The organism is Lysinibacillus sp. TE18511 (genome assembly GCF_054062295.1).
Window position 1 is genome coordinate 1 of sequence record NZ_JBSSFD010000013.1, and the last position, 15,329, is coordinate 15,329.

Sequence of the window (15,329 nt, forward strand, 5' to 3'; positions counted from 1 at the left end):
AGCGACGGAAGGAAGAGTCGAAGTGACGGAAAGTAGAGCTAGAGCGACGGAAGGAAGAGTCTAAGCGACGGAAGGAAGGCAGAGCGACGGAAAGAAGAGCCAAAGCGACGGAAAGAAGAGCCAAAGCGACGGAAGGAAGAGTCGAAGTGACGGAAGGAAAAGCTAAAGCGACGGAAAGAAGACAGATCGAAGGAAGGAAAGGCTCCAGCGACGGAAGGAAGAGTCGAAGTGACGGAAAGTAGAGCTAGAGCGACGGAAGGAAGAGTCTAAGCGACGGAAGGAAGGCAGAGCGACGGAAAGAAGAGCCAAAGCGACGGAAAGAAGAGCCAAAGCGACGGAAAGAAGAGCCCGAGCGACGGAAGGAAAAGCTAAAGCGACGGAAAGAAGAGCCCGAGCGACGGAAGGAAACCAGAGCGACGGAAGGAAGAGTCAAAGCGACGGAAAGAAGAGCCAGAGCAACGGAAGGAAAAGCTAAAGCGACGGAAAGAAGGCAGAGCGACGGAAAGAAGAGCCAAAGCGACGGAAAGAAGAGCCCGAGCGACGGAAGGAAGAGTCGAAGCGACGGAAGGAAACCAGAGCGACGGAAGGGAGAGTCAAAGCGACGGAAGGAAGAGTCGAAGTGACGGAAAGTAGAGCTAGAGCGACGGAAGGAAGAGTCTAAGCGACGGAAGGAAGGCAGAGCGACGGAAAGAAGAGCCAAAGCGACGGAAGGAAGAGTCGAAGTGACGGAAAGTAGAGCTAGAGCGACGGAAAGAAGAGCCAAAGCGACGGAAAGAAGAGCCCGAGCGACGGAAGGAAGAGTCGAAGCGACGGAAGGAAACCAGAGCGACGGAAGGGAGAGTCAAAGCGACGGAAAGTAGAGCTAGAGCGACGGAAGGAAGAGTCTAAGCGACGGAAAGAAGAGCCCGAGCGACGGAAGGAAAGTCTCCAGCGACGGAAGGAAGAGTCGAAGTGACGGAAAGAAGAGCCGAAGTGATGGATAGAGCAGCCAAAATCGTGGATAGAACCGACAAAGTGATGGATAGAGCAGCCAAAATCGTGGATAGAACCGACAAAGTGATGGATAGAACAGCCAAAATCGTGGATAGAACCGACAAAGCGACGAAAAGAAAAGCCGAAGCATCGGATTGAATCACCAAATAGAAGGATAGACTTCGTAATAAGAAAAGAGTTCTTTACGCAAGCACAAAGCCTTTGAACACAATTATGCCTCGGCATAATTGATCATCATAATAATTCTTGTGAAAAATGGCCGCCACGTTTAAAAAATGTTGATTTATCCCATACTGCACTTAACCTAAAAAGCTATAAGTATGTCGATTTGACACTATTTCGGAAGACTTTGCACTAGTTCTGTCAGCCGCAAGGATTCACCACATTGAATGTGGAATTGCACGAGGAGGAGGCGATGTTCATGCATTTTCAATTAGAAATGGTAACAAGAGAGACAGTGGTTATACGTTTATTTGGGGAGCTCGATCATCATGCAGTAGAGCAAATTCGAGCTAAAATATCTACAGCAATTTTTCAGGGAGCTGTAACGACCATTATTTGGAACTTAGAGGGACTTTCCTTTATGGATAGTTCGGGTGTAGGTTTAGTGCTTGGTCGAATGCGCGAGTTAGAGGCGGTCGCTGGACGAACAGTTTTATTGAATCCATCGCCGACAATGCGAAAAGTATTTCAATTTTCAGGTTTAGGGCCGTGGATGATGGAAGCAACAGAAGAAGAAGCGATTGAGCGAGTTAGGGGGATTGTAAATGGATAACGAAATGACATTAACTTTTTTAGCACTTAGTGAAAATGAAGCCTTGGCGCGTGTAGCTGTGACAGGCTTTATCGCACAATTAGATCCAACTATTGATGAGCTGTCCGAATTTAAAACGGTTGTCTCAGAGGCTGTTTCCAATGCTATAATTCACGGTTATGAAGAGGATGGTAAAGGCGTTGTTACAGTTCATGCAAAACGTGAGGATGATATTGTGACCGTGTCTGTTTTGGATAAAGGTATTGGCATTGAGGATGTAAGTCAAGCAATGGAGCCGTTATATACGACGAAAAGTGCGATGGAACGTTCAGGTATGGGCTTTACAATTATGGATAGTTTTTCAGATCAGTTGACAGTAATGTCCAAGTGGCAAGAAGGTACAACTGTCACGTTTACGAAGAAATTTTACTCGGTTCGAACAGCGGTAATGTGAGGGTGCGATTGTGAAGCCGCTAGAACAGTCGTCCGATAAGCTATTGTCACAGGAAGAAATGCGAGATTTAATTGCACGTGCACAGCAGGGCGATCATGAGGCTCGTAAACGAATGATTGAGGGGAATACGAGGCTTGTGTGGTCTATCGTCCAACGCTTTACAAGTAGAGGTGTGGAGCTCGAGGATTTATTCCAAATTGGTTGCATAGGACTCATGAAGTCTGTGGATAAATTCGATTTAACGTATGATGTAAAGTTTTCGACATATGCTGTACCAATGATCATCGGTGAAATTCAGCGCTTTCTAAGGGATGATGGTATGGTAAAAGTTAGCAGATCTATTCGTGAGCTTAATTTTAAAATTCGTCATGCAACTGATGAATTCATTAAGAAAAATGAGCATCCGCCAACCATTTATGAATTAGCACAAGTTCTTGGTGTCACAACTGAGGAAATTGTAACAGCTTCAGATGCATTGAGAGATCCTGCTTCCTTGCATGAGCAATTGTATGAAAGTGAAGGCGATTCTATTACATTAATGGATCAGATGAAGGACGAAAAATCCGAGCAGCCATTTGACTATATTCCACTAAAAGAGGTGCTCACAAGACTTGAGCCTAGAGAGCAATCAATTATTTATTTACGATATTTCTCAGATTGTACCCAAACTGAAATTGCTAACAGGCTTGGTATATCACAAGTTCAGGTATCACGATTAGAGAAAAAAATTCTAGCCCAATTGAAAAATTGGATGGCCACAAGTGCCACAGTTGAACAGGAAGAAGTAAAAAAAGACATTTAAGAAAATGGTGACAGCATGACAAACAAACTATTTAACAGCTTAGAAGAAGCCGAAAGTTTTCTTAAAGAGCAATTTGGTGACGGTGAATCATTTGACGTTAATATTAAGCATCTATTTGTCAAAGATTTGCCGGTTCTTTGCGTATATATAAGCGGACTTGTAGACGGAGTAGTGTTAACGCAATTACTCTCTAATATGTTGCCTGATGAGGACATTGATGTTGAGGATGAAAAGGAGTATTTTGAAGCCTATTTCAATTTCCAAGGCCGATCAGAGGAAACGGAACGCAAAACCTTTTTAGTAGATACATTAAGTGGACAAGTAACCTTTGTAACTAAAAGTGGTTATGCCTATGTTGCTGATATTCGAAGTTATCCAGGGCGTTCACCTGAGGAGCCTGATAATGAAAAGGTTATTCGTGGTTCTAGGGACGGCTTTATTGAAGGTATTTCACAAAATGTTGGTTTGGTTCGTCGGCGAATTCGTAATAGTAATTTACGTTTCGAGCTACATAAAATATCCGAAATCGGTCAAACCGATGTCGCACTTGCGTATATAAAGGGTATTGCGAATGATGAAATGCTCGATAAATTGCGACAGCGCCTTGGACAAATTCACCATGATGGCTTGACAATGGCTGATAAATCACTAGAGGAATGGCTGTTTAAACAAAAGTTCCATCCAGTTCCTTTTGTCCGTTATACGGAACGACCGGATATTTCCGCAGCGCATTTACTAGAGGGCCACATAATCATTATGGTCGATACATCACCTTCTGTCATGATTGTACCTGCAACAATTTTTCATTTACTGCAACACGCTGAGGAGTATAGACAGGCACCGACAGTTGGAACCTTTGTCCGTTTTATGCGCTATTTTGGAGTAGTTGTTGGTTTATTATTATTGCCTTTATGGTATTTATTTGCAACGCATGGGACATATTTACCGGATGCGTTATCCTTTTTAGGTGAAAAGGAAAAATCGCATATCCCAATTTTACTGCAAATACTGATTGGAGATATAGGGATAGAATTTTTGAGGATGGCCGCCATTCATACCCCATCACCTTTATCGACTGCGATGGGGTTGGTTGCAGGTATAGTTATTGGTCAGATTGCAATTGATGTTGGGGTATTCTCTCCAGAGGTAGTGTTATATACAGCTGTTTCAGCTATTCTGACATTTATTATTCCGTCTTATGAGCTAGGTATCTCCGTTAAATTCTTTAGACTAGCGTTATTAATAATGACTGGTATTTGGGGAGTTAATGGGTTATTTATCGGGATCTTTATCTTATTTACGTATTTATGTTCATTGCGTCCGATGCAAGCGCCGTATTTGTGGCCGCTTATTCCGTTCTTTCCGAATGCGATGCTTCGTGTACTTATCCGTTTCCCAATGACAGTAGATGCATTAAGACCTTATGTAGTCGATTCTAAACAGCGAAAAAGATCGTAGAAGCCGTTGCACTCGTTTTTTTCATGTGATAAAGTTCATCTATAGTATTTTGTGATTTTTGCAAAAATTATTTTTATTCAACAAATACGACACGGTATTGAATAAAGTAATCCCTCTAAATAAGGATAGTAGCTTAAGGTTGCTACATTCATTCTAAAATTGAGGTGCAATTGATCACAAGATGGAACGATGTGAAAAGGGAGAGATGCACATGCATTTATATGGAACACAAGCGATTTCTGAAGATGGTCATTTAACAATTGGACAGGTAGATACACTAGAGCTTGCAAAAGAGTATGGTACACCTTTATTTGTGTATGATACAGCGCTTATTCGAAAGCGTGCACGAAGCTTTATTGATACGTTTAAAAAACTAGGTGTAAAAGCAGAAGTAGCTTATGCTTCAAAAGCATTTGCATGTGTAGCTGTGTACCAATTAGCGGCAGAAGAAAACCTATCTTTAGATGTTGTCTCTGGAGGGGAATTATTTACAGCTTTAAAAGCTGGATTCCCTGCAGAGCGCATTCATTTCCATGGCAATAATAAAAGCATTGCTGAATTAGAATTAGCTTTTGACTCGAAAATTGGTTGTATTGTCGTGGATAACTTCTATGAAATTCAGCTTTTACAAGAGATTTCAGAGCGCCGTCAACAAAAAATGCGTATTTTACTACGTGTCACACCAGGAGTTGAGGCACATACACATGATTTTATTACGACAGGTCAAGCAGATTCTAAATTTGGCTTTGACTTAAATAATGGTCAAGCAGATGAGGCTTTCCAACAAACTTTTAACCATGAATACCTAGAGCTTCTAGGACTACACTGCCATATCGGTTCTCAAATTTTTGACACAGCTGGCTTTGGCTTAGCAGGGGAAAAATTGATTGATAAAATTTCTGATTGGAACAAGTCTCACGATTTCACATGTACTGTGTTAAACTTAGGAGGGGGCTTCGGAATTCGTTATACTGAGGAAGATGCACCGCTTGAGCCGCAAGTATATGTAGAGGATATGATTACGGTTGTAAAGAACAAAGCGACTGTACTTGGTCTAACTATGCCGGAAATTTGGATTGAGCCAGGACGATCACTCGTAGGCGATGCAGGAACTTCACTGTATACAATTGGTTCACAAAAAACAGTACCTAATGTTCGTAAATATATTGCTGTCGATGGTGGCATGAGTGATAATATTCGTCCAGCATTATATGATGCGAAGTATGAGGCGGTCATTGCAAGTAAAGCGAATGAATCAAAAAATGAAACATATACAGTGGCTGGTAAGCTTTGTGAATCGGGCGATAAATTAATTATCGATGCTAAGCTTCAGGAAACAACTTCTGGTGATGTGCTAGCAATCTTCTGTACTGGTGCTTACGGATATTCTATGGCGAGTAACTACAACCGTGTTCCACGCCCAGCAGTTGTGTTTGTAGAAAATGGCAAGCATCAATTAGCAATTCGACGCGAAAGTTATGAAGATATTGTACAAAACGATCTCCCGCTAACGTTAAAAAAGGGTGAGTAAATTTGAGAAAAAACAAATGGGTATTATTGGCGTCCATTTCAACTTTTATTTTGTTGTGGGGCGTTGTCTATTGGGTGTTGGCGTCTAAGGGTATTCTCGGACCTGGTTCGTAAGACAGAAATTGACTTGCGATACAAGTACAAATCGTGTAGGATAGTCAAAGATTATGTACAGCTAGAAAAAGAGGGAATAGACAAATATGTTAATTCGATATAAAAAAGCTTTCGAGAAAATAGCAATGGGGCTACTCTCGTTTATGCCTAACGAAAAAGACATAAAAAAGCTCAAAGAGACAATCCACTCCTATGAAAATGATGATAATTGGGTCTTATATTTATGGAAAAAGAACGATGAGTATATTGGCATTGTTGGACTTGTAACAGACAGTATTAATGTAGCTACGATTCAACATGTTTCCGTTGTCCCTTCTTATAGAGGTGAAGGTGTTGCGAAGGAAATGCTACAGGAAGTGGCAGAACTTGGTCAGTATGAATGCGTGCGAGCAACAGAGGAAACACGTAAATTTGTTCAAAAATGTATAAATTGTATCGATGAAGAAGCAGACGATCATTGACGTCTGCTTTTTCTTTGTTTGCTTTCTTGTCGCTCTGCAAGAATATGTGAGCGGTCTCGAAGCATATGTTTATGAAGAAGATAGTCAGAGCTACTTGATGGTAAAAGCTGTATACGCGCTAACGTTAATTCCTCCAATATGGGCGAAAGCGGAAGCTGAAATGCTTGGAAGGACTTGCCCATTCGGATAGCAGAAAGTGAATCTGATAGTTGTATTACTAGTTTATCGTAGTCGATTTCGTCAAAAAAAATATGCCCCATATTATGTTGAAAATTATTGAGTGCTTTTTCTAATATTCGTGCAGCGCCTATATAATTGTCACGTCGCCAATGATATAGACCTGTTGCGAGCTGTACGTAACCAACGAGAGGGTGCTTTTTATCACCTGGAGCAATATCCTTCCAGAATTCCTCAAGTACTTCATGGCATTCAAAAAAATCTTGATGACCATTGAAATATGCGCAGTAGTCTATAAATAAAGTATGATGCTGTGGATGCATTTTGGACTCCTTTCCACTATACTAAAAGAACATAGAATCTCAGGGTGGTAAAACAATGTCTTATGAAGTAAAATTAGAAGCCTTTTCAGGGCCTCTTGATTTATTATTGCATTTAATTCACAGATTGGAAATTGATATTTATGATATCCCAATGGCTGAAATTACTCAACAATATATCGACCATTTACATGCTATGCAGGTATTGGAGTTAAATGAGGCTAGTGAATATTTAGTGATGGCTGCAACATTATTGGCTATTAAAAGTCGTATGCTCTTGCCGATTCATGAAGGTGAGCTGGAAGATGCCGAATTAGAAGTCGACGGTCCAGACCCTCGTGAAGAACTGGTGCAACGTTTAATAGAGTATAAGAAGTATAAAGAAGCGGCGAGTAGCCTGCAAGAGCTTGAAACAGATCGGGCACAGGTATTTACAAGGTCGCCAGCAGATTTATCAGAGTTAGCATCAGATGAGCAAATGGCGTTATTTGATTTGAACGTCAACATCTATGATATGCTTGGGGCCTTTCAAAAACTGATGCGTCGAAAAAAATTAAAAAAACCACTAAAAACAACTGTAGCGAGACAGGAACGCTCAGTGAAGGATCAAATGCGTTCAGTGGTCGATTCATTACGGTCTACAGGTGGACGTGCATCATTTTTCGAGCTTTTTCCCTATGAAGATAAGCCAACGCTTATTTTGACGTTTTTATCCCTTCTTGAACTGATGAAACGTCAGGTCGTCATCGTAGAGCAAAATGGTAACTTTGAAGAATTAACGGTTACTTTACAGAAGGAGGAATGGGATGATGACGAAAACAATAATGCTACAGAGTAGAATAGAAGCCTTATTATTTGTTGTAGGAGACGATGGCTTAACTATTAAACAATTATCGCAGCTTTTAGGCGAAGTGGAAGAAAATGTAGTACAGGCAATGGAAGCGTTACGTACAACATATGAAGAAGATTTAGCTAGAGGCGTTACAGTGAAAGAAATAGCTGGAGTTTATCAGCTGATCACAAAATCAGAACTTGCAGATACGATTCAAAGATTAGTAGAAAATCCAACGGTTCAATCATTATCTCAAGCCTCACTCGAAGTACTTGCGATTGTGGCATACAAACAACCAATTACACGTGTGGCAATTGAAGATTTGCGCGGTGTGAAATGTGAAAGACCAATACAAACGCTCGCTTCTAGAGGGTTAATTAAGGAAGTTGGTCGCTCGGAAGGGACAGGACGTGCAATCTTATATGGTACTACAAAAGAATTCTTAAACTACTTTGGTTTAAATAGTATAGAAGAAATGCCGGCTTTACCTGAAGATGAGCTAGTTGAAACAGAGCAAGAAACCGATCTATTTATGACGAAATTCCAAGAAACTTTTAGTGGAGTCAAATAAATGAGCAAGGCCGAATTAACTTCTTTCAGCGGGTGAGCCGCTGGAATAAAGGAACTCAGTCTAAGAACGCCACGTCCTGTGGCAATGACTGAGTGACCAACATCATGTTGTTGCCGCTGCCGCTTCGCTTTCGCGCAGATAAAACCCTTTTGCTGTCGCTATGCTTTCGCACAGACAAAACCATTTTGCTGACGCTACGTTAGCACTGCGCTTTCGCACAAAAAACACCTGGTGGCCCAAAGCCTCCGGCGGATGTCATGGAATCGGAAAGGAATTCACAAAGGATGTTAGCCTAAAATCATCGCATCCATGCGATAACGGCTACCTGACCTGCATCGGTAAAAACGCCACGTCCTGTGGCATTACCGAAATGACCGACATCGTGTCGGCCCTCGTGCAGGCCTAAGCACAAGCCAATTCCGGACGCAATTATGCCGAGGTATAATTGATAGGTATAATGCTTTGCTTGAAACATAAATATAATCTAGATTTCCAATTACTTTTAATAAGGAGTGGCTCGTTGCTTCGGTTAGTACGTTTAATATTGTTCATGATAGTCGTGGTAATGTTAATGCTTCCGCAAACCAGTTTCGCGCGAGGGGGTAGTGGATATGCTGTCTTAGATGGTGATACGGGGCGTGTATTATTAGAATCAAATAGTGATGCACGGTTACCAATTGCTAGCTTAACAAAAATTTGGACAGCGCTCGTTGCTATCGAAAATAGCAATCTTCAAGATGAAGTAGTTATTTCTCCGAAAGCTGCAATGGCTGAAGGTTCGTCGATTTACTTGCAGGCGGGTGAAACAGTTACGGTGGAAACACTGTTATATGGTTTGATGCTACGCTCAGGTAATGACGCAGCAACAGCCTTAGCAGAGCATGCTGGGGGATCAGTAGAAGGGTTTGTAAAGTTAATGAATGAGCGAGCCGTTGTTTCGGGTCTCACAAATACAGTATTTATGAACCCATCTGGCTTGCACCATGATGAGCATTTATCGTCTGCGAGAGATACTGCTGAGATGCTGAGAATTGCTCTGCAAAATAAAACGTTCAAGAAGATTGCCTCAACAGTTTTATTTCGTGCCAATACTGAAAACGGGATGTTATGGGAAAATAAGCACCGATTATTACGAGAAGGGTCAGGGGTTGCTAGTGACATAGATGAGAGACAACAACCTGTCAGTGCATTAAAATCAGCAAAAGGCTCAGCATTTGCTGGAAAAACAGGCTTTACAAAGGTCGCTGGTCGGACCCTCGCAACCGCCTTCCAAAAAGACGGGCAAACCTGTATTGTTGTCACCTTGAATGAATCAGATGACTGGAATGTACATCGGGGATTAGCCAACAAAGTGTGGGAAGAATATAGTCTTGAAACAGTAGTGAAAAAAGGTAAATATAATGTGAACAAAAAGCTTGCAATACGTTTAGAGCAGCCAATTCGTTTGCAGTTAACTAGTGAGGAAAAGGCTAAAGTAAGGCAGGTATTACATGTTTCTAGGAAACGTCAGGAAGCTGTATTATCCATTTTTATCGGTGATCAGCGTATTTATGCAACGCCAGTAACTGTTGAATCAGCGGATCGTTAAAAGCGATACGCTGATTTTTTTATATTCATTCAGCAATTTTTTTGTCGAGAAGGTTTCAGTCGATGGCGGGACACTAACTGAAATTATGGAACTCAGTCTAAGCACAACGCGTCCTGCGGCTAATTATCGTGCGCGACAGCAATTACATCAGTCGGGATTTATTAAAATTTTCATAAATGAAAGCGATTTGCTATTTGACGAACAGAGTATACTAGAAATAAATGAAAAGGAATAAGGGTTTTGGATATAGTGAAACTTTAATCAATGCATCCCAACTGATCCCGGCCTGTTAATGCGAGATGAAATTTAGCTATAAATTGAAAGAAAAATAGCTGGTGAAAAATTATTTAAAATAGCTTAATAATTCGCATGTAATTAGTTTTTCTTTCACTTCTTTCAGCGGGTGTTTGGACACCCGCTGAAATTTAGGAACTCAGTCTGAGAACGCCACGTCCTGTGGCAATGACTGAGTGACCAACATCATGTTGCTGACGCTACGTTAGCACTGCGCTTTCGCACAAAAAACACCTGTTGGCCTAAAGCCTCCGGCGGATGTCACGGAATCGGAAAGGAGTTCTTTGTACAAGCACAAAGCCGATTCCGGACGCAATTATGCCGAGGCATAATTGATTAATGCACAAAAGTGTGACATAATTTTCACAGATTAGCGGGAAAAATAGCCTTATTCCTAATAAATGAATGAGGTTTAGATTTTGGTGTCTAAACCAAGGTGAAAGAAAACTAGAGGTGAAAGTATGGAAAGATTACAAAAGGTCATTGCATATGCAGGAGTTGCATCAAGACGTAAGGCGGAGCAATTGATTGTAGAAGGTAAAGTAAAGGTGAACGGAGTCGTAGTGCGTGAGTTAGGTACAAAGGTTTCCAACTCAGATACGATAGAAGTGGAAGGCGTTAAGCTTGAGAAAGAAGATAAGGTTTATTATTTACTATATAAACCACGTGGAACGATATCGGCTGTAACAGACGACAAAGGACGCAAAACTGTCACAGATTTGTTTAAGCATATTCCACAACGTATTTTCCCAGTAGGGCGTCTTGATTATGATACATCTGGCTTGTTACTATTGACAAATGATGGAGAATTCTCCTATATGCTGACGCATCCGAAATTTAAAATCGACAAAACGTACATTGCTCGTGTCAAAGGTGTTCCAACGATTGAAGGATTAAAAAAACTACAACGAGGAATTAAGCTAGAAGATGGCAAAACTGCACCAGCACAAGTTAGTATGACTTCTTTTGATGAAAAGGCAGGAAAGGCAATCTGTGAAATTACTATTCACGAAGGACGAAATCGTCAAGTGCGTCGCATGTTCGAAGCAATCGGTACTCCTGTTGTTAAACTGAAACGTGAGCGCTTTGCCTTTTTAGATTTATTTGGGCTAACACCGGGGGAATATCGTGAATTGACAAAGCATGAAGTGAAACAATTGCGAGTGTTAGCAGAGACAGGGAAAATCGGATAACCGGGTATTTACTTAAGAAAGTGAAATATTACTATGTGTATAGTAATGTTTTCACTTTCTTTGTGGTGAAATCGTTCATAAATCATTCATAATTATTAGCTAAGCGTTTTTGTTTTATTTTGCTATAATAGGTGAGAATAGTACATCAAGATTAACCTGTTGAAATTGTTGCTATTGTTTATCAGGTGGTGTTAGGCGCACAAGCGAATGGCAAGTATAGAATATGACAAACATAAATGTTGTAAATTAGACGGTAAAATCTATACATATAACAATGTTTGTATGAAAAGCTTAGCGTCAATAGAAGTTACTCTAAGCCGTAATTGATAGGGGGGTTTATTAACTTGGAGAAAAAGAAAAAACGTCTCGTAATACGTACCATTATTTTAGCAGTGTTAGTATTAGCAATTGGTTACACGGTATACGGAACAGCAACAAAGGATAAAGTAGAGTTAATAGAAGTAGGCTCTAAAGCACCAGACTTCACGTTAGTAGATTTAAACGGTGAGAAACATAAGCTGTCTGATTATAAAGGGCAGGGAGTATTTTTGAACTTCTGGGGAACATGGTGTAAGCCATGCGAGAAGGAAATGCCTGCAATAGACCGTCAGTATAAAATCTATAAAGATCAAGGTGTACAAACATTGGCTGTCAATATTGCCCAAACAGATTTTGAAGTACAGAGTTTTGTCGATAGATACGATTTAACGTTCCCAGTTGTTATTGACAAAACAAAAAGCGTTATGACTGCCTACAATGTAGGTCAATTACCCGCAACACTCCTTATTGATCCAGATGGTAAGGTAGTCAAAATTATTACTGGTGAGATGACGGAGGAAAAAATTGCTTCGTATATGGAATTAGTGAAGCCGAAATAAGGAGTAATGACTATGGAAAACATCATTTGTGCGTGTGGTCATAGTAACCCATATGGCACGAAGCTTTGTGAGAAATGTGGTCGTCCTTTAACTGAGGAAGGTAAAGAAACAAAAGTTGTAGATATGCGCTATGATGGTATGGCGATTCGTTCAAAAACGTATAACAAAACATTTATTGATAAAATTTGGAATTTCTTTTCGAGTGTCAAAGTGGGAATTACCCTCATTATTATCACGTTAGTCGCTGCGTCAATTGGAACAATTCTACCGCAAGAAATGTATGTTAATGCCCCAGAAGCTAACAAAGCAGAGTATTATGAGAAAGTGTATGGCTGGTTTGGCAAAGTCTACAATAATTTAGGACTTTCAGATTTGTACACTACTGTGTGGTTCCAAATTTTGGTAGGGATGCTCGCGATCTCTATTATTGTTGCGAGTTTAGACCGTGGTATACCATTGCATAAATCTTTGAAAAATCAACGCGTTAAACGTCATGAAAGTTTCATGAAGCGTCAACGCATCATTGCGGAAGGACAAGTGCAAAACCCTGACGAAACCCTAGATAAAGTTGAGCAAAAAATGACTGAATTAAAATATAAGGTTCGTCGCGATGGAAGTGCACTGTTAGCAGAGCGCGGCCGTTTTGCTCGGTATGGTCCATACATAAATCATGTCGGTCTTATTATCTTTTTAGCAGGTGTTATGTTGCGTTTAGTACCTGGTTTTCATGTGGATGAGACGATTTGGATCCGTGAAGGAGAAACACGAGCTATACCAGGTATGGACGGCTATTTTATTAAAAATAATGAATTTACTTTGGAAACCCATGACAATAAGCCCCAGGGCGAGCAATTGGCTCAAGGTGTAAATGTTATGGCGAAAAACTACCAAACAGACGTTACATTATACAAACAACCTGAGGGTGCTCTTCCAGGGGATTTAGACAATCTTGAAAAAGTGAAGGATTACTCGATTCGTGTTAATCATCCGTTAAAAGAAAATGGTTTTGCGCTGTATCAAATGAATTATCGTCTTAATGAATTGAAGCAGATGAATTTTAATTTGGTGAATAAAGCAAATGAAGATGAATCACTTGGTCAAATTGAAATTGATTTAACGAATCCTAAAAAAGAATATGATTTAGGAAATGGTTCATCAGTTGAAATTCTTATTTACACACCAGATTTTTCTGGTTTTGAAAATGGAGAACCACAGACAAAAACATCAATACCAAATAATCCAGCATTTTTATTTAGAATGAAAACACCAGAAACTCCAAAAGGTGAAGTAAGTTTTGTAGAAATTATGAAGCCACCGCTTGAACCACTTGGTGAAAACAAATATAGAATGAAATTTGCTGGTGCAGATACACGAGATTCGTCAAACTTTACAATTCGTAAAGATAGTACAGTACCAATTTTATTTGTAGGTGGTATTATTTTCATGATTGGTGTAGTGATTGGATCGTATTGGAATCACCGACGTTTATGGTTACAGGTGGAGCCGGATGGTCGAGTGTTAATGGCTGCCCATGTGAATAAAAATATGTTCAGTATGAAAAAGGATTTAGATGCCGTTACTTCATTTGCTGAACTGCCACAATATGAAGATCAATTAGAAAAGCCTGAAGACGCCGAGAAGCCTAAAAAGCGTGGCATTAAAAAAAAGGAAGGTGACAGCACCTTATGAGTTTGATTGATATAAGTGGAAACTTGTTATTTGTAGCCTTTATAGCTTATTTAGTAGCAACATTATTATTTGGTGGTTCGATAAAGCAATCGAATGCTACAGGAAAAAATACTGATAAATGGGGCAAACTTGCAATTATTGTTACAATTATTGGTTTCCTATCGCAGCTTGGTTATTTTATTACTCGTTGGATTTATACAGGTCATGCACCTGTTAGTAATATGTTTGAATTTACCACTGCGTTCGGGATGTTCATCGTAGCGGCATTCATCCTAATTTATTTTATTTATCGACTAACAGCACTTGGCTTGATAGCGTTACCAGTTGCGTTACTGATTATCGCTTATGCAGCGATGTTCCCTAATGAAGTAAGTCCATTAGTTCCATCATTACAAAGTCACTGGCTAACAATTCACGTTATTACAGCTGCTTTAGGTCAATCGATTTTAGCGATTAGTGCTGTAGCAGGACTAATTTATTTATTAAAAGTAGTTGATTTGAAAAAGCCTTCTAAACAACGTTTTTGGTTAGAAGCAGTAATGTTCTTCCTTGTGGTAGTAATTGGTTTCGTAGTTGCTACTTCAATTTTTAGTGCGATGGGCTACGAGTCAAACTATACTTATGTTGATAAAGAAGGCACTGAACGTCAAATTACCTACAATATGCCGCCACTATTTGGGATGAATGAATATAAGGCAGTAGAAGAACATGGCATGTCTCCATTAGTAGAAATGCCAGCGCTCATAAATGCCAAGAAATTAACAACTGTTGTTTGGTCATTATTAGTAGGTTCAATCCTATACCTGTTAATTCGTTTAATTGGTCGACGTCGAATTAGTGCGATTTTCCAACCATTTGTCCAGAGAGTAAATTTACATTTAGTAGATGAAATCGGTTACCGTTCAGTGTTAATTGGTTTCCCAGTATTTACGTTAGGGGCCTTAATCTTTGCAATGATTTGGGCACAACAAGCGTGGAGTCGTTTCTGGGGATGGGATCCGAAAGAAGTGTGGGCACTTATTACATGGTTGTTCTATGCAGCGTTCCTACATTTACGTTTATCTAAAGGCTGGGAAGGTGAAAAATCTGCATGGTTAGCATTAATTGGTTTCGGAATTATTCTGTTTAACTTAATTGCTGTTAACTTGATTATTGCAGGTTTACACTCATACGCTGCAAGTTAAACTGAAATGAATCCGTTTTAAAAAAACTGATTAATTT

The 15,329-nt window shown here is 40.1% G+C and carries 18 protein-coding genes; 14 read left to right on the forward strand and 4 right to left on the reverse strand.

Annotated elements, in window-relative coordinates; all coding sequences use genetic code 11:
* Positions 1 to 162 precede the first annotated feature (162 nt).
* The 3 genes from ACVWXS_RS11670 to ACVWXS_RS11680 are packed head-to-tail and all read right to left on the reverse strand — an operon-like array spanning position 163 to position 1,218.
* Positions 163 to 309, reverse strand: a complete 147-nt coding sequence (locus tag ACVWXS_RS11670; protein WP_456958327.1) for a hypothetical protein — start codon at positions 307 to 309, stop codon at positions 163 to 165.
* Entirely contained in the window at positions 245 to 763 is a 519-nt protein-coding gene (locus ACVWXS_RS11675) for a hypothetical protein (RefSeq protein ID WP_456958328.1), read from the reverse strand. Before ACVWXS_RS11675 ends, ACVWXS_RS11670 begins: the two co-directional genes overlap by 65 nt.
* A complete protein-coding gene (locus ACVWXS_RS11680) occupies positions 739 to 1,218 on the reverse strand; it encodes a hypothetical protein (protein ID WP_456958329.1) in 480 nt (159 codons plus the stop codon). Before ACVWXS_RS11680 ends, ACVWXS_RS11675 begins: the two co-directional genes overlap by 25 nt.
* A 196-nt stretch (positions 1,219 to 1,414) precedes the next feature.
* Between ACVWXS_RS11680 and spoIIAA the strand changes: the two genes are divergently transcribed.
* The 6 genes from spoIIAA to ACVWXS_RS11710 all read left to right on the forward strand — a co-directional run bounded on the left by spoIIAA (position 1,415) and on the right by ACVWXS_RS11710 (position 6,566).
* Positions 1,415 to 1,768 carry an anti-sigma F factor antagonist gene (gene spoIIAA, locus ACVWXS_RS11685; protein ID WP_423472436.1) on the forward strand — a complete coding sequence of 118 codons (354 nt, stop codon included), beginning with the start codon at positions 1,415 to 1,417 and terminating at the stop codon, positions 1,766 to 1,768.
* Positions 1,761 to 2,201: an anti-sigma F factor gene (gene spoIIAB, locus ACVWXS_RS11690; RefSeq protein WP_068983009.1), complete on the forward strand. Its 441-nt coding sequence runs from the start codon at positions 1,761 to 1,763 to the stop codon at positions 2,199 to 2,201. The genes spoIIAA and spoIIAB overlap by 8 nt, the downstream gene beginning before the upstream one ends.
* A 10-nt stretch (positions 2,202 to 2,211) precedes the next feature.
* On the forward strand, positions 2,212 to 3,003 hold the full coding sequence (gene sigF, locus ACVWXS_RS11695) for an RNA polymerase sporulation sigma factor SigF (protein WP_423472438.1): 792 nt from the start codon (positions 2,212 to 2,214) through the stop codon (positions 3,001 to 3,003).
* A gap of 15 nt (positions 3,004 to 3,018) precedes the next feature.
* Positions 3,019 to 4,461 (forward strand): spore germination protein, encoded by a 1,443-nt coding sequence (locus ACVWXS_RS11700; protein WP_368635321.1) that lies wholly within the window; start codon positions 3,019 to 3,021, stop codon positions 4,459 to 4,461.
* A gap of 211 nt (positions 4,462 to 4,672) precedes the next feature.
* Entirely contained in the window at positions 4,673 to 5,992 is a 1,320-nt protein-coding gene (lysA, locus tag ACVWXS_RS11705) for a diaminopimelate decarboxylase (RefSeq protein WP_456958330.1), read from the forward strand.
* 199 nt (positions 5,993 to 6,191) lie between these two features.
* Positions 6,192 to 6,566: a GNAT family N-acetyltransferase gene (locus tag ACVWXS_RS11710; protein ID WP_456958331.1), complete on the forward strand. Its 375-nt coding sequence runs from the start codon at positions 6,192 to 6,194 to the stop codon at positions 6,564 to 6,566.
* Here the strand turns inward: ACVWXS_RS11710 and ACVWXS_RS11715 are convergent.
* Entirely contained in the window at positions 6,560 to 7,066 is a 507-nt protein-coding gene (locus ACVWXS_RS11715; RefSeq protein WP_456958332.1) for a DUF309 domain-containing protein, read from the reverse strand. The genes ACVWXS_RS11710 and ACVWXS_RS11715 overlap by 7 nt on opposite strands.
* A 55-nt stretch (positions 7,067 to 7,121) precedes the next feature.
* Between ACVWXS_RS11715 and ACVWXS_RS11720 the strand changes: the two genes are divergently transcribed.
* The 8 genes from ACVWXS_RS11720 to ccsB all read left to right on the forward strand — a co-directional run bounded on the left by ACVWXS_RS11720 (position 7,122) and on the right by ccsB (position 15,292).
* Positions 7,122 to 7,901 (forward strand): segregation/condensation protein A, encoded by a 780-nt coding sequence (locus ACVWXS_RS11720; protein ID WP_368635317.1) that lies wholly within the window; start codon positions 7,122 to 7,124, stop codon positions 7,899 to 7,901.
* Positions 7,873 to 8,466, forward strand: coding sequence for an SMC-Scp complex subunit ScpB (scpB, locus tag ACVWXS_RS11725; RefSeq protein WP_368635579.1), 594 nt, complete (start codon positions 7,873 to 7,875; stop codon positions 8,464 to 8,466). The genes ACVWXS_RS11720 and scpB overlap by 29 nt, the downstream gene beginning before the upstream one ends.
* Before the next feature lie 520 nt (positions 8,467 to 8,986).
* Positions 8,987 to 10,054 carry a D-alanyl-D-alanine carboxypeptidase family protein gene (locus tag ACVWXS_RS11730; RefSeq protein WP_456958333.1) on the forward strand — a complete coding sequence of 356 codons (1,068 nt, stop codon included), beginning with the start codon at positions 8,987 to 8,989 and terminating at the stop codon, positions 10,052 to 10,054.
* Positions 10,035 to 10,289, forward strand: coding sequence for a hypothetical protein (locus tag ACVWXS_RS11735; protein ID WP_456958334.1), 255 nt, complete (start codon positions 10,035 to 10,037; stop codon positions 10,287 to 10,289). Before ACVWXS_RS11730 ends, ACVWXS_RS11735 begins: the two co-directional genes overlap by 20 nt.
* 520 nt (positions 10,290 to 10,809) lie before the next feature.
* Positions 10,810 to 11,541 carry a pseudouridine synthase gene (locus tag ACVWXS_RS11740; RefSeq protein WP_402985289.1) on the forward strand — a complete coding sequence of 244 codons (732 nt, stop codon included), beginning with the start codon at positions 10,810 to 10,812 and terminating at the stop codon, positions 11,539 to 11,541.
* A gap of 344 nt (positions 11,542 to 11,885) precedes the next feature.
* The gene (gene resA / locus ACVWXS_RS11745; RefSeq protein ID WP_456958335.1) at positions 11,886 to 12,419 is read left to right on the forward strand and encodes a thiol-disulfide oxidoreductase ResA; all 534 of its coding nucleotides are present in this window, start codon (positions 11,886 to 11,888) and stop codon (positions 12,417 to 12,419) included.
* 12 nt (positions 12,420 to 12,431) lie between these two features.
* The gene (gene resB, locus ACVWXS_RS11750) at positions 12,432 to 14,108 is read left to right on the forward strand and encodes a cytochrome c biogenesis protein ResB (protein ID WP_456958336.1); all 1,677 of its coding nucleotides are present in this window, start codon (positions 12,432 to 12,434) and stop codon (positions 14,106 to 14,108) included.
* Entirely contained in the window at positions 14,105 to 15,292 is a 1,188-nt protein-coding gene (gene ccsB, locus ACVWXS_RS11755; RefSeq protein ID WP_456958337.1) for a c-type cytochrome biogenesis protein CcsB, read from the forward strand. Before resB ends, ccsB begins: the two co-directional genes overlap by 4 nt.
* The last annotated feature ends 37 nt before the right edge of the window (positions 15,293 to 15,329 follow it).